Raw genomic sequence first — 19,844 nt, forward strand, 5'->3', positions numbered from 1 at the left:
AAAATCCTGCGGTTCATTTCGGAGTACTGCCATAACTTGCCGGCGGCATTTCGGCGGCCTCTTTGTCCGGCGCATCCTCGAGGGTGTGCTGCCACGACCCGTCACGGCTGATCCGGCCCCAGTTGCGCACCTTGCCGCGGCTCAACAGCCAGCGCAGGGTGCCGACAAAACGCCACCACGAGTTGATCTGGCGATAACCGAAGTTCTCCAGTACCGCCAGCAGAAACAGCTTCAGCTGCTGCGTCGGACGCTGGTAGAGACGGAACGAAAGCTCCTCCAGCACCATCGCATTGACCGACAGCAAAATTCCCATGCCGATGGCCGCAGCCAGGAACACCAGGAAGGTCTCCAGCGGGACCAGCCCCAACAGCGCCAGCACGATCATCGTCACGTAGCCGACCACTTCGATCAACGGCCCCAGGAATTCGAAGATCACCATGAACGGGAACGCGATCCAACCGACCGCGCCGCCGCGGCGGTTGAACATCAGGGCCATGTTCGACCACAGGCTCTCGGCCAGCCCCTGCTGCCAACGCACCCGCTGGCTCTTCAGCGACCGCAGATCGGTCGGAGCCTCGGTCCAGCACACCGGGTCAGGCACGAACACGATGCGGTAGTCCCGCTTCTCCTCGCGCAGATTGCGGTGCAGGCGGACCACCAGATCCATGTCCTCGCCGACCGTATTCAACCGGTAGCCGCCAATGGCGATCACGCGCTCCTTGTAGAACACGCCGAATGCGCCGGAGATGATCAACAGCGCGTTGGCCGGCGACCAGCCCATACGTCCGAACAGGAACGCGCGCAGGTATTCCACCAGCTGGAAACCGGGCAGCATCCGGCTTGGCAGGCCGACCTTGGACAGCATGCCGTCCTTGACCGTGCAGCCATTGAGCACCCGCACCACGCCGCCGCTGGCCACCACGCGGCCATCCTCCAGGAACGGGCGCACCACCCGCGACAGGCTTTCCGGCTGCAGGATGCTGTCGGCATCGATCACGCAGAACAGTGGGTAGCGCACGCAGTTCAAGCCGGCGTTGATCGCATCGGCCTTGCCGCCGTTGGCCTTGTCCACCAGGCGCACGTTGGGAAAACGCGCCGAGGCATAGACCGCGTGCACGGGCTCGGTCTTGAGCCGGCACCGGTAGGCTTCAGGCACCTTCACCAGCCCGAACGCGTCGATCAACGCCTGCCGGGTGGCGTCCGTGGAGCCGTCGTTGACCACCACCACTTCGTATTCCGGATAGACGGTCTTCAGCAGTGAGCGCACCGAGGAGACCACCGACTTCTCCTCGTTGTGCGCTGGCAGGATGATGCTCACCGGCGGCTGGTATTCGCGCAGCCCCTTGGGCAGGTAGTTGGCGCGGTACTCGCGCATGTAGCGCACGATCTGGAATGCAGAAACGTAGTTCAGCACCAGATAGGCGATATTGATCGCGGCGAAGTAGGCGATGAACACCCACTGCAGCGAGACCATCAAGCGTATCCACGGGACCTGCTGCAGATAGCTCACGATCAGATGCCAGTATTCGTTCATACCCCTGCCCTCATGCTCTGCTCGGACAGCACGTGGTCGATAATGTCGCGACCATACGGATCGTTCACCCGCTCCCGCACCGCACGCATTTTGTGCTCATCCATCCCCGGCAACATCAACAGCGCCTGCGCGGCGCGATAACGCACCCACCACACACTGTCCGACAGCAGCGGCTCCAGCCGGACGTGATCGCTGGCATCGCCGATGCGCGCCAGCGCCGACGCCGCATGCATGCGGATGTGCCAGCGGGCAACCTGCAGGAATCCGCGCACCTGCTCGATATCCTGGCGATCGTTGACCAGCTGCAGACACACCGAGATGACCCGGTCATCCACATCGCTCTGCATCAGCTCACGGATCACGGCCGCTGCGCGCTCCGGATCAATGTCGGACAGAAAGCGCACCAGCTTCAGCGCGGTGTCGGAATTGGCCCGCAGCAGCGCGTTTGAAAGCTCCCGCACCGCACTGCCGTCCTGGTTTTCGGCCAGAATCCGGGCGACGCTGCCCTGCACCCAGTCGTCGCGTTCGAGAATCAGCGGCACGAACATGGCCATGGCCCGCGCAGGATCGATCTGCGACAGTGCCCGCGCCGCGCACAGCGAGACGATCGGACTGTGATCGGTGAGATGTTTGGCAATGGTGTCGAACATGCCGCCATCGCGCAGATGGCCCAGCGCGATGATCGCCATGGCACGGTCGTGATAGCTGCCGCGCAGCAGGCGCGGGGCGGTCTCAGCCAGCCCGACCCGCTGTCCCAACGGCACCAGCCGACGTGACGCGGCATCATCCAGCGGCTCATGGATCGCGTTCCAGGCTTCGATAAAGCCAGGTGCCTCGCGCCGCTCGAGCTTGCGGGTCGGCACTCCCGGTGTCTCCAGTTCCTGGCGCAATACCTGCGACCAGTACTGCATCGACTGCGCATCGCGCCGCTCACGCCACTGCGTGCGCACGCGCATCAGCAAGATGGTGGTCAGCAGCACCACCGTCAGCAGCAGCGTGGAAACCGCCACCCAGTACGCCACAACGACGACCAGTGGCCCAGTGAACAGACCTTCCATCCCCTTCCCCTACTTCCCTGCAAAAGTACCCAATTGTCATCCGACTGCCGCAAAGCCGTGTTACGACGACATGCGGCAAAAAGTGTGATCCAAGTCACCTTACCCGTCAATTTCTGCGGAAATATCGTCCAGATCCGCCCGACGGCATCCTGGGCCGCGGCACATGTCGATGAAAAATAACGACTTGCACTCTTACGCTGTGCGCCGCGCCAACACCGCAGAAATGGCAAGGCCAGCGATTGCGCAGAAATCGCCCATCTGGACGGCCGGGAGGGAGCGTCGGGTAAGCTCTGCGCTCCACCCAGAGCAGAGGACGATCCATGCGCGGCCATCGCCCGTTACGCTACCTGCGCTTCCGCCTGTTGTTGGCCAGCGGCCTGGTGTTGGCCGGCCTCGTACCGGCACTGGCCACTCCCGCCAGTGATGGCGACATCAACCGTCTGCTTGCCGCCTCGCGGGCGCAGACCATGCTCGATGCGATGCTGCCGCAGATGGAAGCCATGCAGTCCCAGCAGTTCGCACAGCTGACCGCCGGGCAGGCGCTGACCCCCGAGCAGAAGGCGCGCGTGCAACGCATCCAGCAGCGCACCTCGCAGACCCTGCGCGAGGCGCTGTCGTGGTCGCAGATGCGCCCGATGTATGTGGATCTCTACAAGAAGTCGTTCTCGAAAGAGGACGTGCTGGCGATGGCCGAGTTCTACGAGAGCCCGGCCGGGCAGAGCCTGCTCGACAAGACCCCGCAGCTGATGCAGAACCTGATGCTGGCCATGCAGCGGAAGATGACGCCACTGCTGGCGGATCTGGAGCAGGATCTGGATGCGATCATCCAGGAATCCGAAGCTGCCCGGTAGTTCTCGCGCGGTGTTCGCTGGCGGGTGCGTCGGGTCAAAGGCCCGCTGTCCCGCCCGGCACAGGACACGGCCCGAGCAACGCCTTTGAGCCAGGGTCGACAGCCGCCCGCAGCGGCGTTGCCGGATGGATCGGACACCGCCGCGTGCCTTCGGCACTGCGATTCGCTGCAGATCCCAGGCTACGGCCTGCTTCCTGTTTTGAGCGCGCCGCGCGCCTGTGCGGTGCAACATCGCAGGCACGGGCGTCGGCGATACGCCGCTGCCCCCCCCCACCGGGCATGACGCGCCGCAAGCCGGGACGTCCCGCCGGCAGGCCGCGAAACTGGCCACGATGACGGTCCGTTGGAAAAATGTCGGAATTTCGTGACAATCGTCACAACAAGCACTGACATCCAGTCAGTGCAGTCCCGGGGAGAGGGAATGAAAAAGTCCACAAGGAACAAATGGCTGGCTGCGCTCGCTGTTGTGGGCCTGCTCGGTTTTGGTGCGGGCGTCTGGGTTCTGTTGAATCCGGCCAGCTTCGTGGTGCAGCCCTGGCGCGCACAACAGTCGGTGACGTCGGCACGCTTCGTGTTCGGCCCGTATCCGGTGCAAGCCGACATGGATCGCCTGAAGGACGAAGGCGTGACCACCATCATCAGCCTGCTCAACCCCAAGGTTCCCTACGAGGCGGTGCTGCTGGAGGAGGAAAAGAAGCGCGCGGCGGAGCTGGGCATCGAAGTGCACAACTTCCCGATGGGCAGCATCCTCGGCCAGCGCTTCGGTGAGGATTACGAGCGCAACTCGCGCGCCGCCGCCGAGACCGCGATCAACACCCCCGGCACCGTGTACATCCACTGCTACCTGGGCCTGCACCGCGCCGCCAACGTGCGCGACTATCTGGAAAAGCACGGCACGGTCGATACCCGCCAGTTCGATGGCTCGGTCAAACATGACCGGACGCCGCGCCAGCTGGCCAACGAGCGCGCCCGCCGCCTGTTCCGCCAGCAGGAATATGCCGCCGCCCTGCGCGAACTGCACAGCGTGCAGCCGCTGGACTATTCGGCGCATGTGGCCGAAGGCTGGGTGCATCTGCGGCAGGCGAACAACGAGCTGGCCCGCAACAGCTTCCGCGCCGCCAGCCAGATGCCCGGGGCCCGTTCCGATGCCTCCAGCGGGCTGGGCTTTGCGCTGTTGCGGCTGGACGATACCGACGGTGCCCATGCCGCCTTCAGCCAGGCGCTGGAGCTCTCGCCTGACGACCATGACGCGATGCAGGGCATGGCCCAGGTGTTCTACCGGCAGGACAAACCGGAACAGGCACGGGTCCTGCTCGAGCGCCTGCATGCCGCCGCGCCCGACAACGCCGAAGTGGCCGAACTGCTGGAACGCGTCAGGGCCGAGAAACAGGCCGCGGCAGGCGCCGCGCTGTAACGCGACGCGGCCCCGGTGCGGCGCCGCTGCCGATGCCGACGGCCGAACGATGACTCCGGCCGGTCGGCAAGGCCGCCAGAGCGGCGGCTGGCCTTTCGGCTGTCATGCCAGCGCCCGAAGCGTGCCGCCCTGGCCGGCCAGGCAGCTCAAAGCAGCGGAGAGATACGGGCTACACCGGCCGCCCCCGCGTAGCGCCGGGGGCGCGTCAGGCCTGGCCGAGCTGCCAGCCGAACAGGTCCAGCGCCTTCTGGAACTCACGATCCAGCGGGGCGTGTACTTCGATGCGGCGCCCGTCCTGCGGGTGCGGGAAGGCCAGGCGCTCGGCGTGCAGCAGCATGCGGTGCACGCCCTGCATACGGAAGCTGCGGTTGTGCCGGCCGTCACCATGGCTGGTGTCGCCGATCATGTGGTGGAACATGTGCTTGAGGTGCCGGCGGATCTGGCGGAACCGCCCGGTCTGCGGCTGGCAGCGCAGCAGCGCATAGCGCGAGGTCGGAAAGCCCGCCGACGGAATCGGCAGTTCCCCTTCCAGCAGTTTCTGGAAATGGGTGATGGCCGGCTTCTTGACCGGCTTGCCGGGGCCGCCATCCAGATCGTGATCGACGGTAAAAGCCGCTTCGGCCGGCCAGCCGCGGCATACGGCCAGATAATCCTTCTCCACCTCGCCCCCCATCAGCGCCTTGCCCAGCACGCTGGCGCTGTCGCGGTCGAAGGCCAGCAGCAGGCAGCCGCTGGTGGCGCGATCCAGCCGGTGCACCAGGAAGATCGGCTTGCCCAGCTGCTCGCGCAGCCGGTCGGCCAGGAAGTCATCCTCGCCACGCGCGAACTTGCTGCCGTGGACCATCAGCCCGGCCGGCTTGTTGACCACCGCCAGCCACGGGTCTTCGTACAGCAGCGGCAAGGGCTCGAAAACCACCGGTTCCACCGCCTGCTCCAGCGCCTCGCTCATCGACGCAGCCACGCCGACGCCAATGCCAACACGCCAACACCCCCGGTGATCCACGACCACACCGGGATGGACGCCAGCTGCGGGCCACCGGCCTGCAAGCCGTACAGCAGCGCCGACACCACCACCAGCCCGACTCCGGTCACAGCGGTAATCACGCGCCGCTGCATGCGCTTGAGCGTGTCATTGAGCGTGACGATGTCCTGCGAGCGCATCGCCAGCTCATGCTTGCCTTCCACCTGCTGGCGCAGCCAGCTGTGCAGCAGCGCCGGCATGTCCGGGGCCTGGGTCATGATTTCCGGCAGACGCTTGCGCAGCTCCTTCAACGCGCGGCGCGGGCTGTAGCGCTCGCGCAGGATGCGTTCGAGCACCGGCTTGGCCACTTCCCAGATGTCCAGGTTGGGGTCGAGCTGTCGGCCCACGCCCTCGATGTTGAGCAAGGTCTTCTGCAGCAGGATCAGCTGCGGCTGCAGGGTCAGCTGGTAACGCTGGGCGGTGCGGAACAGCTTCATCAGCACTTCGGCCAGCGAGATCTGCGACAGCGGGCGGGTGAAGTAGGGCTCGCAGACCGCGCGCACGGCGGCCTCCAGCTCATCGATACGCACCGTGGCCGGCATCCACTGCGCCTGCAGATGCAGCTCGGCGATGCGGCGGTAATCGCGGTTGAAGATGGCCATGAAGTTCTCGGCCAGGTAGAACTGGTCCTCTTCCGAGAGCTGGCCCATGATGCCGAAGTCCAGCGCGATGAAGCGCGGGTTGTCGCGGCGCGCCGGATCGATGTCGACCCAGATGTTGCCGGCGTGCGCATCGGCGTGGAAGAAGTTGTCGCGGAACACCTGCGTGTAGAACACGCGCACGCCCTTGGCCGCCAGCGCTTTGCGGTCGATGCCGGCCTTGTCCAGCGCCACGATGTCATCGGAGGGAATGCCCCAGACGCGCTCCAGGGTGAGCGCGCGTTCGGCGGTGTGGCTCCAGATCACCTCCGGCACGTACAGGTCGTCGGAGTTTTCCCAGAAGCGGCGCAGCACGCTGGCGTTGGCGCCCTCGCGCTGCAGGTCCAACTCGGCAGCCAGCGTGGTTTCGATCTCGGCCACCACTTCGCGCGGACGGATCTTGTCGGCGCGCGGATGGGTACGCTCGACCAGCGCGGCCAGCGACTTGAGCAGGGCGATGTCACCGGCGATCTGCTTTTCGATATCCGGGCGCAGCACCTTGACCACCACCTGGCGGCCGTCGTCGAGGGTTGCGGCATGCACCTGCGCGATCGAGGCCGAGGCCAGCGGCGTGGTGTCGAAGCTGGCGAAGGCCTCGGTGATCGGCAGACCCAGCGCCTGCTCGACGATCCGCAGCGCCTGCTCGCCGTCGAACGGCTTGACCCGGTCCTGCAGCAGGGTCAGCTCGACGGCGACATCCGGCGGGACGAGATCGCGTCGGGTGGACAGGATCTGCCCGAACTTGACGAAGATCGGTCCCAGCTCCTGCAGCGCCAGACGCAGCCGGGCACCGCGCGACTGTGAGGCGATATCGGCACTGGCGCGCGGCACGAACGGCTTGGCCACGCGCAGCCAGCGCTCGACCGGAGTGCCATCCAGCAAGTCATCCAGACGGTAGCGCAGGATCACCCGGCCGATGCGGCTGGCGCGGAACATGGCGCGGGTCGCTTTCATGCGGCACCTCCCGGATGCTGGCGCAGGCGCGCGATGCGCGCGGCCATGCGCTCGACGTCGTCACGGATCACGTCCACATCGTCATGGAAGGCCTCCAGTTCGGCGCGGGCCACCACATCACGCGATTCCTCGGTGACGTACTCGGCGGCGGTCTCGGCCAGATCCCTGGCACTGCGGCGGGCCTGTGCAAGCGCCGCGCGCAGGGCCTGCGCGATCTGCACCCCCAGCACCTCACCGAACGCCTTGACGAACGGCTGCTGCCAATCCGGATCGAAGCGCATGGCCAGCTGCTGCAGGCGACGGGCGAGCTCGGCGTCACCGGAGACTTTCACCCGGCCGGCCGGCGCGCTGTTGCCGCGCCGCGCGTTGGCCAGGAATGGCAGCTGCGCCAGAACCCCTCCCAGGGTGCTGCGCACGGCCAGGTCCGGCTCCAGCGACGGGTCCACCGGGCCGACGGTCAGGCGCTGGCCGCTGACACCGATCTGCATCGCCAGCGACGGCGATTCCAGGGTCAGGGCGATGCGCTGGCCATCGAGCGGGGCCAATGCGGTGCGGGTATCCGGGTCCAGCGCGAGTGCACGGTTGAGCGCCACTTCCAGCGCACGGCCGGCCAGCGGCTTGATCACATTGAAGGGGGATGCAGGCATGGCGGGCATTCTACCTGCCCGCGCAAGCGCATCGCCGCACGTGGATTAATCGACAGATAACCGCCACGCGCCCACGCAGGCGGACGCCGGAAGGTTCATGCTATGCATATTCCCTTCAACACACGCGGCAGGAGCACACAGGCAATGGGCAAGACCCGGGTTGGCATCATCTTCGGCGGTCGTTCGGCCGAGCACGAGGTCTCGCTGCAATCGGCGAAAAACATCTTCGATGCGCTGGACAAGGACCGGTTCGACGTCAGCCTGATCGGCATCGACAAGCAGGGCCTGTGGCACCTGTGCGATGCGGCCAATTTCCTGCACAACGCCGAGGACCCCAAGCGCATCGCGCTGGATACCTCCGGCCCGGTACTGTCGGTGCTGCCGGGCGCCGAACGCGGCCAGCTGCTGGCCGCCGATGGCCGCGAGGTGCCGCAGCTGGATGTGGTGTTCCCGATCGTGCACGGCACCTTGGGCGAGGACGGCACCCTGCAGGGCCTGCTGCGTACGCTGAACCTGCCGTTTGCCGGCCCCGGCGTGCTCGGTTCGGCCGCGGCGATGGACAAGGATGTGGCCAAGCGCCTGTTGCGCGATGCCGGACTGGCGGTGGCGCCGTTTGCCTGTTTCAATCGGGTCAGCGCCGCGCAGGCCAGTTACGAGACGCTGGTCGCCCAGCTGGGCTCGCCGCTGTTCGTCAAACCGGCTAACCAGGGCTCCTCGGTGGGCGTGAGCAAGGTGCGCAATGCCGCCGAGTTCGCCACCGCGCTGGCACTGGCGCTATCGTTCGACCACAAGGTGCTGGTGGAATCGGCCATTGCTGGGCGCGAGATCGAATGTGCGGTGCTCGGCAACGAGGTCCCCGAGGCCAGCGTCTGCGGCGAAGTGGTGGTGCATGACGATTTCTACGCCTATGACACCAAGTACATCAGCGCCAGCGGCGCGGAGACAGTGATCCCGGCCGATATCAGCGCCGATGCGCAGGAGCGTATCCGCCAGATCGCCGTGCGCGCCTACCAGGCGCTGGACTGCATCGGCATGGCGCGGGTGGACGTGTTCTTCACCGCGAGCGGTGAGGTGGTCATCAACGAGCTGAACACCCTGCCCGGCTTCACCAAGATCAGCATGTATCCCAAGCTGTGGGGGGCCAGCGGGCTGGGCTACACCGCGCTGATCACCCGGCTGATCGAACTGGCGCTGGAACGCCACGCCGCGGACAAGGCCTTGAGCAGCTCGATCAACGCCTTGGCCTGACCGCAGGCGACCAGGCCGGTGATGCGCCGCGCGCCATCACCGCCTGGTCGCTATCGCCCGCATCGTGACCGCACAGGCCGTACGGTGCCGAGGGCAAGAGCGTGATCTGCCGCGAACGACCGCGGCCCGCCGGATAAAGGAAAAGAAACGGCCCGCACCGGTCACCCGGGCGGGCCGTCGTCGTGCAGGGCGATCGTGCGATCAGACTTTCTTGCGGAACAGCGAGATCACCGCAAGGATCAGGAACACCACGAACAGGATCCACGCGATATTGCTGGCAGCGCCGGCGATACCGCTGAAGCCCAGTACCGCGGCGATGATGGCGATCACAAAGAAGACGACGGCGTAATGGAGCATGGGAAAGTTCCGCTGTTTGGACACGCGGTGCATCTTCCATGTCCGGCGGTCGCGACACGGTGATCGCGACGTGATAGCGGCATGACGACGCAGCTCAACCGGCAGTGGTCGCCGCTGCCAAGCGACGCAACCCCTCTTCAATCGACACCTTCGGCACGTAGCCGAAATCGCGGCGCGCCGGCTCCATCGAATACCAGTGCGGCGTGCACAGCTGCTCGGCCAGAAAACGCGTCATCGGCGGCTCGCCACGCAGCCGCAGCAGCGGCCACAGCTTTTCGCAGACCGCGCCAATGCGGTAGGCGGCCTTGAACGAGATCGTCTTGTCCACCGCCGGCGCGCCCACCGCAGCCAGCAGCCGGTTGAGCAGTTCGCGCATCGGCAGCGGCTCGCCATTGGAGATGAAGTAGGCCTTGCCGGCACAGGCCGCACCGACCACCAGATGGTCGAACGCATCAAAGTGCGCCTGCGCGGCATTGTCGATGAACGTGGTATCGACCTTGTTGCTGCCGTCGCCGACAAAACGCAGGCGCCCGGCCCTGGCCCGCTGTGCCAGACGCGGCACCAGCTGGTTGTCGCCCGGCCCCCAGATCAACCGCGGCCGCAGCGCGACGGTGGCCAGCTCGGCGCCGTTGGCGGCCAGCACTTCCTGCTCGGCGAGGGTCTTGGTGGCCGCGTACGGCGCCTGGAAATCCTCGCCATAGGGCACCTCGTCCGCGCCTAGCCCCTCCACCGGATGGGTGGCGCGATGGGTCACGCTCGGCGTGGAGGTATAGACCAGACGCCCGATGCCATGCGCACGACAGGCGGCCAGCACGTTGCGGGTGCCAACCACATTGGCCTGGAAGTAGCTGTCATAGCTGCCCCAGGCGCCGGCCTTGGCGGCGTTGTGGAAGATCGCATCGACGCCGGCGGCGGCGTGGTGCACCGCATTGGCATCGGCCAGATCGCCGCGGATCTGGCCCACGCCCAGCGCCTGCAGCTGCGGGTAATGGCCGCGGTTGAAGCTGAGCACCTCGTGGCCGCGCGCGACCAGGCCCCGGCACAGCGCCTGACCGAGAAATCCACCGCCGCCGGTGACCAGAATCTTCATGCGCGCTCCTTCAATCGGGTTGCCGCCCAGACCGCGAGCTTTTCGCGGCCGATCTTGGCGTTGTGGCGGATGTCCACCGGAAACGCCGGATGCTGCAGGAACCGGCCAATCCCGGCCAGCCTGGGCTGCGTTGCCGCCAGTGCGCGCAGCGCCTGCTCGATGGCGGCGGCCTCGCTGCCGGGCAGCCGTTCGTAGCACAGCACCGGCACCTGCCGGCCCAGCGGCCCCACGCCGACCAGCGCGGTGCGACGCACGCCGGGCACGGTGTTGAACACCGGCTCGACCTGCTCGGTGTACAGCGGCCCGGTGGCGGTTTCCACGCGCTGGGTCTTGCGCCCGCAGAACCACAGCCGCCCCTGCGCATCGAACCAGCCCACATCGCCCATGCGGTGCACGATGCGCTCGCTGCCGTCGGCCAGCACCTCGCGGATCTTGGCCGCGGCGGTGGCCTGCGGCCGGTTGAAATAGCTGTCGGTGGTGGTGGGCCCGGTCACGGTGATCTCGCCGACCTCGCCCACGGGCAGTTCGCGCACACCGCTCCAGTTGGCGATGGGTTCATCGGTGATGGCGATGATGCGCACCTGGTTGGGCGCCACCACCGCGCCGACACAGGTGCCGGCACCACTTTCGGTCGCCGCGCCGGTCGCCTCCAGCTCACGGCCTTCGATCACCGCCACCGGCAGGCATTCGGTGGCGCCATAGGGCGTCCAGAACTGGCCGTCGGCCGGCATCAGCGCGCGGATCTTGGACACGGTCTGCGGCGGCACCGGCGCCCCGGCCGAGGTCGCGCGGGTCACCGTCGGCAGCGGCTGGCCGTACTCGGCCAGCACCCGCATCAGCGCCGGCGAGCCGAACAGCTGGGTCACGCCGAAACGGGCGATGGCGTCATGCAGCTTGCGTGGATCGGCACTGCCGGGCCGGGTCGGGTCCATGTCCGGGATCACCGAGGTCAGGCCCAGCGCCGGATCAAACAGCGCGAACGGCGGGAAGGTCGGCAGATCGACGCCGCCGGGCTGCATGCCGAAGGCGTTGCGCAGCAGCTCGATCTGGCCGAGGAAATGGCGGTGGCGGTAGACCACGCCCTTGGGCACGCCGGTCGAGCCGCTGGTGAACAGGATCGCCGCGGTGTCCTCCGGCGCGGTGGCCACCAGCTGGCTGCCGGCGCCGGTCCCGGCCGCTTCGAGCCGGGCCAGGGTGGTGCCGCCCCAGCCCCAGCGCGTGCCGACCGTGACCAGCCGCGTGGCCGACTTCGACCAGCCCAGCAGCAGCCGCGCCAGATGCGCCAGCGGGATACCGATGAAGGCCTGCGGCTGCGCCTCGTCCAGGCATTGCTTGAGCGCGCGCCTGTCGATGCCCGGATCCACCAGCACCGGCACCGCACCGATCTTGAACAGCGCGAACATCAGCAGGAAGAACTCCGGCCCCGGCCGCACCATCACCACCGCGCGTACACCGCGGCCGATGCCATAGGCCGCCAGCCCGGCGCCGATGGCATCGCTGCGCGCATCGAGCGTGCGGTAATCCAAGGTGACGTCGTAGCGGGCCATGCCGTCGGGGCCCGGCCGGCCCGGGCAACGGATGGCGATCTGGTCGGGCCGTTCACGCGCCAGTTCGGGCAGGCGCGCGGCGATATTGCAGGAATCGTTCATCGGCATATTGTCACCGCTGCAGAAATTTCTTGCGCGCGGAACGGCGGCATGGAAAATCCTCCAGCTTCCCCACCCGCATCGCCGCCCCAAGGCCGGCTCCCATGCCCCATCCCTGCCTCAGCTGCGGCGCCTGCTGCGCCCAGTACCGCGTCGCCTTCCACTGGATGGAATCGGACGAAGCCAGCGAAGGCGGCGTGCCACACGCGCTGACCCAGCGCCTGGACCCGCACCGGCTGTGCATGCAGGGCACCTATTCGGACCCGATCCGCTGCGTGGCGCTGGATGCGCGCATTGGCGAGTATTCGCGCTGCACCATTCACCCCAGCCGTCCCAGCGTCTGTCGCGAAGTCGATGCGTCGTGGGAATACGGCCAGGTCAGCGCGCAGTGTGATCGCGCGCGCGCCGCCCATGGGCTGGCCCCGTTGACCCTGGCCGACTGGCGCTGGCGCGATGCGGCCGACAATGACGGTCCACAGCCGGACGACAACGGCAACACGCCATCCTCACCGCCACAGCCGCCGATCGCCGCCTGAGCGCTGCCGGGCCCAACCGCCGCAGCGCAAAGTCCGGCGGGGTTGTCATCGGGCAGTCAGCGCAGGGGGTTGCGCTCCAGGAACGCACGCACCGCCGGCACGATGGCCTCGTGCTTGTCTTCCAGCACGTAGTGGTTGGCATCCTCGAACGCGGTCACTTCGGCCTGCGGCAAGGCCTTGCGGAAGCCGGCCAGGAAGTGGTGGTCGAAGCAGAAATCACGCAGGCCCCAGGCGATATACACCGGGCGGTCGGCGAAAGACGGCAGCGCCGCAGCGGCACGCTCCAGCAGCGACCACGCCTTGTCGGCCGGTGACAGCGGGATGTCCTGCATGAAGCGGATGGTGGCGATGCGGTTGGCCCAGCTGTCGTACGGGGCGACATAGGCACGGCGCACTTCGGCAGGCATCCTGCGGCTCACGCCCAGCCACGAGGCGCCGGCGGAGAACGCGTTGAAGGTACGGATGAACCACTCGCCCGGCTTCCAGTGCCGGCCCATGGCGATCTGCCACGGCATCGGCTTTTCGGCCGGCAGCGGGAACGCGGCGGTATTGGTGATCACCAGCCGCTTGACCTGCGCGTGGTGCGACAGCGCCCAGCCGAAACCGATCATGCCGCCCCAGTCGTGCACCGCCAGCGTCACCGGACCGGTGATGCCCAGGTGCGTGAGCAGCGCGTCCAGATCATCCACGCGCGACTGCAGCGTGTACTCGTACCGGCTGTCATCGGGCTTGTCGGACAGGCCCATGCCGATGTGATCCGGCACGATGCAGCGGTATTTGTCGCTCAGGCCGTTGACCAGATGGCGCCACAGATAGCTCCACGACGGGTTGCCGTGCAGCATCACCACCACCTCGCCATCGCGCGGGCCTTCGTCGATGTAGTTCATCGACAGCCCGGGACGGACCTCGAAGCGGTGGGTGTGGCTCGGATAGCCGGGGAACTTGTTCATCACATCGCACCTGGAAAAAGGGCCGGCAGAACCGGCCCTGTGTTTCGTCTGCGCCGTGCCGGCTTACCAGACGACTTCGGCCATCGTGCAGTTCAGGCCCGAGCCGATACCCATCAGCGCCACGCGGTCGCCTTTCTTGAGCTTGCCCAGCTGACGCAGCTTGCTCAGCACGATCGGCACCGAGGCCGGACCGATGTTGCCGTGCTCGCCGAAGATGGTCATCACCTTCTTCGGGTCGATGCCGAAGGCCTTGATGAAGGCGTTGGTGTGCGGCTGGCTGACCTGGTGGATCACGAACTGGTCGATCTCCTCCACCGCCCAGCCCAGCGCCTCGCGCGTGGCCTCGAAGGTCTTGGTGGCCAGCTTGATGCCTTCGATCAGCAGCAGGCGGGTGTCGGTGACCATGCGGTCCAGGTTGCCCACGCACAGCTTGTTCCACTCGTTGGCCGCACGGGTCACGCCGCCCTTGTAGCGCGGCGCATCGGGCACCAGCTCCGAGCGTGCCAGCACCATGGCCGCGGCACCGGAACCGGTGGTCAGCGCGGCGACTTCGTCGCGCAGCTGCTGGGCGGTGATGTCCGGGGACATCATGCGCTCCAGGGTCTTTTCATAGACCAGGTTCGAGGTTTCGCCGTCGACGATCAGTGCGTAATCGATATCACCGCGCTCGAGCATGCGCGCGGCCACGTCCATGCCGTTGATGAAGGCCAGGCAGGCGTTGGCGATGTCGAAGGTGACACAGTCTTCGCCGATGCCCAGGTTGCCGGACACGATCGACGCGGTCGACGGCTCCAGGTAGTCACGGCTGACGGAGGTGTTGAGCAGCAGGCCGATCTTGTCGGCGGTGATGCCGGCATCATCCAGCGCCTTCTGACCGGCGAGGGTGGCCACATCAGAGGCTTGCGTACCCTGGTCCCAAAGCCGGCGCGCGTGGATGCCGGCGATATCGCCCAGCACATCGGCACGGATCCCCAGGCGTTCCAGCGTGGGCTGGAGCCGCTCGTTGATTTCCTTGGAGGTCAGCGTATGCGGCGCATCAATATGCGCCAGTCCCGCGATCGAGACATTCTGGAAAGGCATCGGAAAGCGCCAAGACTCAGGCGAAGGGGGCGCTATTCTAGCCTCTGCGCCTTTTTACCGCATCTTTACAAATAAACGGCCCGCCGTATGGAGCCCTCCGGCGCGCTGGCAGGCACCGGGACCACGTGCCTGCGCGCCGCGGAGCCGGGAAATCACCGGCTCACGGACAGTTGCCGCACTCAGCGCGGCGGGCACTGGTAGGCGGCAAAGCGCTGGCTGCCATCGGCCGGCAGCCCTGTCGCCTGCACCGCATTGGCACCGGCACTGGGCGCTTCGTTGCGGGCCAGGGTTTCCAGCTCTTCCTGCACACGCAGCGGGTTGCGGTTGTAGAAACCGACCTTGTTCTTCACCGACACCACGATCTCGCCCTTGGTCACGCACCCCGGCGCGACCGGACCGGCCGGCAGCACGCGCACCGCCTTGCCTGAAGATTCAATCGGCACCCAGGTGCAGGCAGCGGTGCTGGCGATCAGGACAGACAGAAACACGATACGCATGGACAGTTCCTTGTAGATAACGGAACGGATTGTGCCGTGAATGAATGAACCCGTCATGATCCATGGCCCGCTCCACTGCGGAGCGGGCCATGGCGTGGGCTGCGTGGAACTTACCTGGCCGTGGCGGCCACCGGCTTGCCTTCGGTATCGATCACGGTGACTTCGCCCAGGTTCAGGGCACGCACCGGGGCTTCGGTCTGCTTCAGGTCCCCCACCACCACCCAGGTCAGCGCGGCCGGATCCAGCGTGCCGGCGGCCTGCGCCACCTGCGCCGGGGTCATCGCCTCGATCTCGGCCTTGCGCTTGAACACGTAATCATCCGGGCGCTGGTAACGGACGATGCCACCGATGGTGCTCATCACCGCCGCGCCGGTCTCATAGGCGCCGGGCAGGCTCAGCGTCTGGATGTTGCGGATGCGGGTGACCTCCCCGGCCGTGGGCGGGCGCTGGCCGCCGGCGAACTGCGCGATCTCGGCGTGCATCTCCTTCATCGCCTCGGCGGTCTTGTCGATCTGCACCGGCGCCACCGCCATCCACGGCCGCTGGCCCAGGGCGGGGCTGGCCATGCTGCGCGCACCGTAGGACCAGTGCTTGTCCTCCCGCAGATTCATGTTCAGACGCGAGGTGAAATCACCACCGAGCACGCCATTGGCCATATCGAAGCGGGTGGCTCCCGTATCCATGGTGGAAGGCACGACCTGGCCGGCGAACAGATTGGCCTGCACCGCGCCGGGCTGGTCGATCAGGTACACGCGCGCGCCCTGCGGACGGGCCACCGGGGCCGGTGCCGCCACGCTGGCCGCGGCGCCTTCGCCCTTCCAGTCACCGAACTGGCGCTCCAGCAACGGCACGATCTCCTGCAGCGTGGTGTCGCCGACCACGATCAGCGTGGCCGCTTCCGGACGCACCCAGGCCTTGTGGAAACCGACCAGGTCCTCGCGGCCGAGCGCGGCGATCGCCGCCTCGTCGCCACTGCCGGTGAACGGAATCGCATACGGGTGACCGGCGCCGTACAGCAGCGGCGGCAGCACGCGCATGGCCACCGCGTTGGGTTGCGCCTTCTCCTGCTGGATGCCGGCGATCCAGGTCGCCTTGATGCGGTCGATCTCGTTCTGGTCGAAGCGCGGCGCGCGCAGCGCGTCGGCATACAGCGCCAGCGACGGGGCCAGGTTCTCCTTCAGCGCCGACAGGAACACGCTGGCGCCATCCAACGATGCGCCGGCGCCGATGCGCGCGCCCAGCGCCTCGGCGGCGTCGGCGAATGCCAGCGCGCCGCGCGAACCGGCGCCCTCATCGAGCATGCCCATGGTGAAGTTGGCGGTGCCCGGCTTGCGTCCCTGATCGGCGGTGAAGCCCCCCGGGAACTCATAGCTAAACTGCACCACCGGGATGTCATGGCGCTCGGCCAGCACCACCCGGGTGCCGTTCTTCAGCGTGGCGCGCTGCAACTGCGGGAACTTCAGCTCGGGGAAGCTCGTGGTCTGCGGCACGCCGGCGCTGCGGTCCACCTGGCTGGGCAGTGCCGTGTACTTCGGGTCCACCGCCGGCACGTTGAACGGCGCCGGCTTGCCCGAGGGCAGTTCCTCCAGCGCCACCCGCGCGCCCGGCGTGACCACCAGGGTGTGGTCGCCCACGCCCAGCCACTTCGCGCCAACCGCCTTCAGGTCTCCGGCAGTGGCCTTGTCGATGTTGGCCAGCGAGGTGCGGAAGCAGCCCGGATCGCCTTCGTACACGGTGCATTCGGCCAGCGCGTCGGCCTTGCCGCCGAAACCGCCGATCCGCTCGATCCCGCGCACGAAACCCGAACGCGACTGCACCTTGGCGCGCTCCAGTTCATCGGCGCTCGGGCCTTCGGCGATCAGGCGCTTGAGTTCCTCATCGATGGCCGCCTCCACCCTGGCCGGGTCCACGCCCTGCTTGACGGTGGCCATGATCAGGAAGTTGGAGCCCAGCTGCGAGGCGTCGGCCATCGCGGTGATGTTGTCCACCAGCTTGTCGTTGTGCAGCAGGCGCTGGTCCAGCCGCGAGGACTTGGCCCCGCCCAGCACATAGGCCAGCAGCCCGAGCTGGTCGATATCGGCCGTGCCCAGCTGCGCCACATTCCAGGCGCGGTAGATGCGTGCCTGCGGCACCTTGTCGGTCATCACCTCGCGGGTGCTGGCCGGACGCTGCGCCACATCCACCTTCGGCTGGGCCATGCTCGGACCGGCCGGGATATCGCCGAAATAGCGGGCGACTTTCTCTTTGGCGGTGGCCACATCGATATCGCCGGCCAGCACCAGCACCGCGTTGTTCGGGCCGTACCAGGTGCGGAACCAGGTCTTCACGTCATCGAGCGAGGCGGCATTGAGATCGTTCATCGAACCGATCACGCCGTGGTGGTACGGATGCCCGGCCGGATAAAGCGCGCGGGTCAGCTTGTCCCACACCTGGCCATAGGGCTGGTTCTCGCCCTGGCGCTTCTCGTTCTGCACCACGCCGCGCTGTTCATCGAGCGCGGCCTGGTCGATCGCACCGAGCAGGTGGCCCATGCGGTCGGACTCCATCCACAGCGCCATGTCCAGCGCGGTGGTCGGCACGTTCTGGAAATAGTTGGTGCGGTCGGTATTGGTGGTGCCGTTCTGGTCGGTGGCGCCGACCTGCTTGAACGGTTCGAAAAACTCGCCGCTGTGGTTCTCGCTGCCCTGGAACATCAGGTGCTCGAACAGATGTGCAAAACCGGTGCGGCCGGACGGCTCGTCCTTGGCACCGACGTGGTACCAGATGTTCACCGCCACGATCGGCGCCTTGCGATCGGTGTGCACCACCACACGCAGGCCGTTGGGCAGGGTGAACTGTTCGTACGGGATATCCACCGCCGGGGCCGCGACCGGCGCGGACTTGGCTTCGGCGACCAGAGGCGCGCCGACGAATCCTCCGAGGGCGGCGCTCAACGCCAGGGTGAGCAGGGCGGTGCGGGGAACAGCTGCGTTCATTCCTCTTTCCTTGGGCATGAATGTGAGTGCTGATGCTAACCGGGCCCCGCCGTCGCCACACCGCCCATCCGTCATAGCGGCGTTTCCCGGCTACCGCGTCCGCGGTGGACACCCCCGGCACGGCCAGTGTCCGGACAACGGACACCGTGCACCCACAAGAAACCAAGCCATATCAATGAGATGCAGTTGGCATGCAGCCTGCTCTGTTCTCACTGCAGCGCAGCCACCCCGAAGCAAACCTGAGCAAACGCTGAACCAGGCGTCGGAAAGCAAGAAATTTCTTGCAGCACGAGGAATGGTGTACTACATTACTACCACACCGCTGTTCACACACACCAAATAGGTCCTGCCATGAACACCAAGTCCATCGCCATTGCCATCGCCCTTGCCGCCGGCACCGCGTTTGCCGCTTCGGTCCAGGCTTCCGACATCCCCACCCTGGAAACCGTGCAGGTGCGCCCCAGCGCCGACCAGCTGGACCAGGCCGAACACGAGCGCACCAGCGCCATCCCCACCCTGAGCGCGGTGCAGGTCCGCCCGACCGCCGGCCAGATCGTCGAACGCAATGCCGAACTGGCCGCCGCCCAGCCGATGGTGACGCTGGCCGCCATCCAGGTGCGCCCGACCCGCGAACAGCGCGACGCGCTGGCCGCCGAGACCGCACACGACAACCGCGTCCACGCCACCACCATGGCGATGGCCACCGCGCTGGGTCACTGGGTGGTCGCCGTGCCGGCCCTGCACATCCGCCCGGGTTCGCTGAGCCTGCAGTCGCTGGCCATCAACGTCGCCGCCGATCTGCTGGGCCGCTGAGCCGGCCACACGCCAGGCCCTGCCTGCGGCGGCGTAAACTGCGCCGATGACTTCCGCACCCGTTTTCGATGTTCTGCTCTACCAGCCCGAGATCCCGCCGAACACCGGCAATGTGATCCGGCTTTGCGCCAACACCGGCGCGCGCCTGCACCTGATCGAGCCGCTGGGCTTCGACCTAAGCGACAGGCAGCTCAAGCGCGCCGGCCTGGACTATCACGAATACGCGCAGCTGCAGGTCCACCCAGACCTGGACACCGCGCTGGCGCGCATCGCGCCCACGCGCCTGTTCGCGATGAGCACCCGTGGCAGCGTGCGCTATGACAGCGTGGCCTTCGCCGATGGCGATGCGTTCCTGTTCGGCCCGGAAACCCGCGGCCTGCCGCAGGACCTGCTCGACGCGCTGCCTGACGGCCGCCGCCTGCGCCTGCCGATGCAGCCCAACAACCGCAGCCTGAACCTGTCCAACTCGGTGGCGGTGGTGGTGTTCGAGGCCTGGCGCCAGCACGGTTTTCCCGGCGGCCAGTAGTCCGCGCGAC

18 protein-coding genes are annotated in these 19,844 nt (G+C 67.0%); 6 read left to right on the plus strand and 12 right to left on the minus strand.

From position 1 onward, the window contains the following. Positions 1-13 precede the first annotated feature (13 nt). Both ACVOMH_RS10035 and ACVOMH_RS10040 read right to left on the minus strand, forming a co-directional pair. The gene (locus ACVOMH_RS10035) at positions 14-1,534 is read right to left on the minus strand and encodes a glycosyltransferase family 2 protein (RefSeq protein ID WP_481522541.1); all 1,521 of its coding nucleotides are present in this window, start codon (positions 1,532-1,534) and stop codon (positions 14-16) included. Continuing rightward, positions 1,531-2,592 carry a HEAT repeat domain-containing protein gene (locus ACVOMH_RS10040; protein WP_481551864.1) on the minus strand — a complete coding sequence of 354 codons (1,062 nt, stop codon included), beginning with the start codon at positions 2,590-2,592 and terminating at the stop codon, positions 1,531-1,533. Before ACVOMH_RS10040 ends, ACVOMH_RS10035 begins: the two co-directional genes overlap by 4 nt. Positions 2,593-2,912: 320 nt before the next feature. On the opposite strand from ACVOMH_RS10040, the gene ACVOMH_RS10045 reads away from it, so the two are divergent. Further along, entirely contained in the window at positions 2,913-3,443 is a 531-nt protein-coding gene (locus tag ACVOMH_RS10045) for a DUF2059 domain-containing protein (protein WP_481551865.1), read from the plus strand. Between the two features lie 420 nt (positions 3,444-3,863). Further along, positions 3,864-4,856: a tetratricopeptide repeat protein gene (locus ACVOMH_RS10050; protein WP_481522540.1), complete on the plus strand. Its 993-nt coding sequence runs from the start codon at positions 3,864-3,866 to the stop codon at positions 4,854-4,856. Between the two features lie 205 nt (positions 4,857-5,061). Here the strand turns inward: ACVOMH_RS10050 and ACVOMH_RS10055 are convergent, their stop codons facing one another. The 3 genes from ACVOMH_RS10055 to ACVOMH_RS10065 are packed head-to-tail and all read right to left on the minus strand — an operon-like array spanning position 5,062 to position 8,116. Next, positions 5,062-5,805, minus strand: coding sequence for a pseudouridine synthase (locus ACVOMH_RS10055; protein ID WP_481551866.1), 744 nt, complete (start codon positions 5,803-5,805; stop codon positions 5,062-5,064). Beyond that, a complete protein-coding gene (ubiB, locus tag ACVOMH_RS10060) occupies positions 5,802-7,469 on the minus strand; it encodes a ubiquinone biosynthesis regulatory protein kinase UbiB (protein WP_481522538.1) in 1,668 nt (555 codons plus the stop codon). The genes ACVOMH_RS10055 and ubiB overlap by 4 nt, the downstream gene beginning before the upstream one ends. Then, the gene (locus tag ACVOMH_RS10065) at positions 7,466-8,116 is read right to left on the minus strand and encodes a ubiquinone biosynthesis accessory factor UbiJ (RefSeq protein WP_481551867.1); all 651 of its coding nucleotides are present in this window, start codon (positions 8,114-8,116) and stop codon (positions 7,466-7,468) included. Before ACVOMH_RS10065 ends, ubiB begins: the two co-directional genes overlap by 4 nt. A gap of 144 nt (positions 8,117-8,260) precedes the next feature. Here ACVOMH_RS10065 and ddlA point away from each other — a divergent pair, with 144 nt between their 5' ends. Continuing rightward, a complete protein-coding gene (gene ddlA, locus ACVOMH_RS10070; RefSeq protein ID WP_481551868.1) occupies positions 8,261-9,364 on the plus strand; it encodes a D-alanine--D-alanine ligase in 1,104 nt (367 codons plus the stop codon). Positions 9,365-9,565: 201 nt separating this feature from the next. Here the strand turns inward: ddlA and ACVOMH_RS10075 are convergent, their stop codons facing one another. The 3 genes from ACVOMH_RS10075 to oleC all read right to left on the minus strand — a co-directional run bounded on the left by ACVOMH_RS10075 (position 9,566) and on the right by oleC (position 12,460). Continuing rightward, positions 9,566-9,721 (minus strand): DUF1328 domain-containing protein, encoded by a 156-nt coding sequence (locus tag ACVOMH_RS10075; protein ID WP_083468499.1) that lies wholly within the window; start codon positions 9,719-9,721, stop codon positions 9,566-9,568. Positions 9,722-9,815: 94 nt separating this feature from the next. Continuing rightward, a complete protein-coding gene (oleD, locus tag ACVOMH_RS10080; protein WP_481522535.1) occupies positions 9,816-10,811 on the minus strand; it encodes a 2-alkyl-3-oxoalkanoate reductase in 996 nt (331 codons plus the stop codon). Continuing rightward, positions 10,808-12,460, minus strand: coding sequence for an olefin beta-lactone synthetase (gene oleC, locus ACVOMH_RS10085; RefSeq protein WP_481551869.1), 1,653 nt, complete (start codon positions 12,458-12,460; stop codon positions 10,808-10,810). The genes oleD and oleC overlap by 4 nt, the downstream gene beginning before the upstream one ends. Before the next feature lie 101 nt (positions 12,461-12,561). Here oleC and ACVOMH_RS10090 point away from each other — a divergent pair, with 101 nt between their 5' ends. Further along, on the plus strand, positions 12,562-12,993 hold the full coding sequence (locus tag ACVOMH_RS10090; RefSeq protein WP_481522533.1) for a YkgJ family cysteine cluster protein: 432 nt from the start codon (positions 12,562-12,564) through the stop codon (positions 12,991-12,993). Positions 12,994-13,049: 56 nt separating this feature from the next. Here the strand turns inward: ACVOMH_RS10090 and ACVOMH_RS10095 are convergent, their stop codons facing one another. The 4 genes from ACVOMH_RS10095 to ACVOMH_RS10110 form a co-directional block, all read right to left on the minus strand. Continuing rightward, the gene (locus ACVOMH_RS10095; RefSeq protein WP_481522532.1) at positions 13,050-13,943 is read right to left on the minus strand and encodes an alpha/beta fold hydrolase; all 894 of its coding nucleotides are present in this window, start codon (positions 13,941-13,943) and stop codon (positions 13,050-13,052) included. A gap of 63 nt (positions 13,944-14,006) precedes the next feature. Then, the gene (locus ACVOMH_RS10100; RefSeq protein WP_054659904.1) at positions 14,007-15,023 is read right to left on the minus strand and encodes a 3-oxoacyl-ACP synthase III; all 1,017 of its coding nucleotides are present in this window, start codon (positions 15,021-15,023) and stop codon (positions 14,007-14,009) included. A 179-nt stretch (positions 15,024-15,202) separates the two neighbouring features. Then, complete coding sequence (locus tag ACVOMH_RS10105) at positions 15,203-15,520, minus strand: DUF4156 domain-containing protein (protein ID WP_054659906.1); 318 nt, start codon at positions 15,518-15,520, stop codon at positions 15,203-15,205. 110 nt (positions 15,521-15,630) lie between these two features. Beyond that, complete coding sequence (locus ACVOMH_RS10110) at positions 15,631-18,495, minus strand: M16 family metallopeptidase (RefSeq protein ID WP_481551870.1); 2,865 nt, start codon at positions 18,493-18,495, stop codon at positions 15,631-15,633. 351 nt (positions 18,496-18,846) lie between these two features. Between ACVOMH_RS10110 and ACVOMH_RS10115 the strand changes: the two genes are divergently transcribed. Beyond that, positions 18,847-19,308 carry an XAC0231 family protein gene (locus ACVOMH_RS10115; protein ID WP_481551871.1) on the plus strand — a complete coding sequence of 154 codons (462 nt, stop codon included), beginning with the start codon at positions 18,847-18,849 and terminating at the stop codon, positions 19,306-19,308. 46 nt (positions 19,309-19,354) lie between these two features. Continuing rightward, positions 19,355-19,834 carry a tRNA (uridine(34)/cytosine(34)/5-carboxymethylaminomethyluridine(34)-2'-O)-methyltransferase TrmL gene (gene trmL / locus ACVOMH_RS10120; protein ID WP_481551872.1) on the plus strand — a complete coding sequence of 160 codons (480 nt, stop codon included), beginning with the start codon at positions 19,355-19,357 and terminating at the stop codon, positions 19,832-19,834. Positions 19,835-19,844 lie beyond the last annotated feature (10 nt).

This window comes from Stenotrophomonas sp. STEN013 (assembly GCF_056760355.1).

What these genes read in the sequence shown, in the direction of transcription:
- ACVOMH_RS10040 (WP_481551864.1), bottom strand. Translation starts at nt 2,592, where the DNA reads ATGGAAGGTCTGTTCACTGGGCCACTGGTCGTCGTTGTGGCGTACTGG.
- ACVOMH_RS10035 (WP_481522541.1), bottom strand. Translation starts at nt 1,534, where the DNA reads ATGAACGAATACTGGCATCTGATCGTGAGCTATCTGCAGCAGGTCCCG.
- oleC (WP_481551869.1), bottom strand. Translation starts at nt 12,460, where the DNA reads ATGAACGATTCCTGCAATATCGCCGCGCGCCTGCCCGAACTGGCGCGT.
- ACVOMH_RS10065 (WP_481551867.1), bottom strand. Translation starts at nt 8,116, where the DNA reads ATGCCTGCATCCCCCTTCAATGTGATCAAGCCGCTGGCCGGCCGTGCG.
- ACVOMH_RS10110 (WP_481551870.1), bottom strand. Translation starts at nt 18,495, where the DNA reads ATGAACGCAGCTGTTCCCCGCACCGCCCTGCTCACCCTGGCGTTGAGC.
- trmL (WP_481551872.1), top strand. Translation starts at nt 19,355, where the DNA reads ATGACTTCCGCACCCGTTTTCGATGTTCTGCTCTACCAGCCCGAGATC.
- ACVOMH_RS10090 (WP_481522533.1), top strand. Translation starts at nt 12,562, where the DNA reads ATGCCCCATCCCTGCCTCAGCTGCGGCGCCTGCTGCGCCCAGTACCGC.
- ACVOMH_RS10045 (WP_481551865.1), top strand. Translation starts at nt 2,913, where the DNA reads ATGCGCGGCCATCGCCCGTTACGCTACCTGCGCTTCCGCCTGTTGTTG.
- ACVOMH_RS10095 (WP_481522532.1), bottom strand. Translation starts at nt 13,943, where the DNA reads ATGAACAAGTTCCCCGGCTATCCGAGCCACACCCACCGCTTCGAGGTC.
- ACVOMH_RS10100 (WP_054659904.1), bottom strand. Translation starts at nt 15,023, where the DNA reads ATGCCTTTCCAGAATGTCTCGATCGCGGGACTGGCGCATATTGATGCG.
- ACVOMH_RS10105 (WP_054659906.1), bottom strand. Translation starts at nt 15,520, where the DNA reads ATGCGTATCGTGTTTCTGTCTGTCCTGATCGCCAGCACCGCTGCCTGC.
- ACVOMH_RS10050 (WP_481522540.1), top strand. Translation starts at nt 3,864, where the DNA reads ATGAAAAAGTCCACAAGGAACAAATGGCTGGCTGCGCTCGCTGTTGTG.
- ACVOMH_RS10055 (WP_481551866.1), bottom strand. Translation starts at nt 5,805, where the DNA reads ATGAGCGAGGCGCTGGAGCAGGCGGTGGAACCGGTGGTTTTCGAGCCC.
- ACVOMH_RS10075 (WP_083468499.1), bottom strand. Translation starts at nt 9,721, where the DNA reads ATGCTCCATTACGCCGTCGTCTTCTTTGTGATCGCCATCATCGCCGCG.
- oleD (WP_481522535.1), bottom strand. Translation starts at nt 10,811, where the DNA reads ATGAAGATTCTGGTCACCGGCGGCGGTGGATTTCTCGGTCAGGCGCTG.
- ACVOMH_RS10115 (WP_481551871.1), top strand. Translation starts at nt 18,847, where the DNA reads ATGAACACCAAGTCCATCGCCATTGCCATCGCCCTTGCCGCCGGCACC.
- ubiB (WP_481522538.1), bottom strand. Translation starts at nt 7,469, where the DNA reads ATGAAAGCGACCCGCGCCATGTTCCGCGCCAGCCGCATCGGCCGGGTG.
- ddlA (WP_481551868.1), top strand. Translation starts at nt 8,261, where the DNA reads ATGGGCAAGACCCGGGTTGGCATCATCTTCGGCGGTCGTTCGGCCGAG.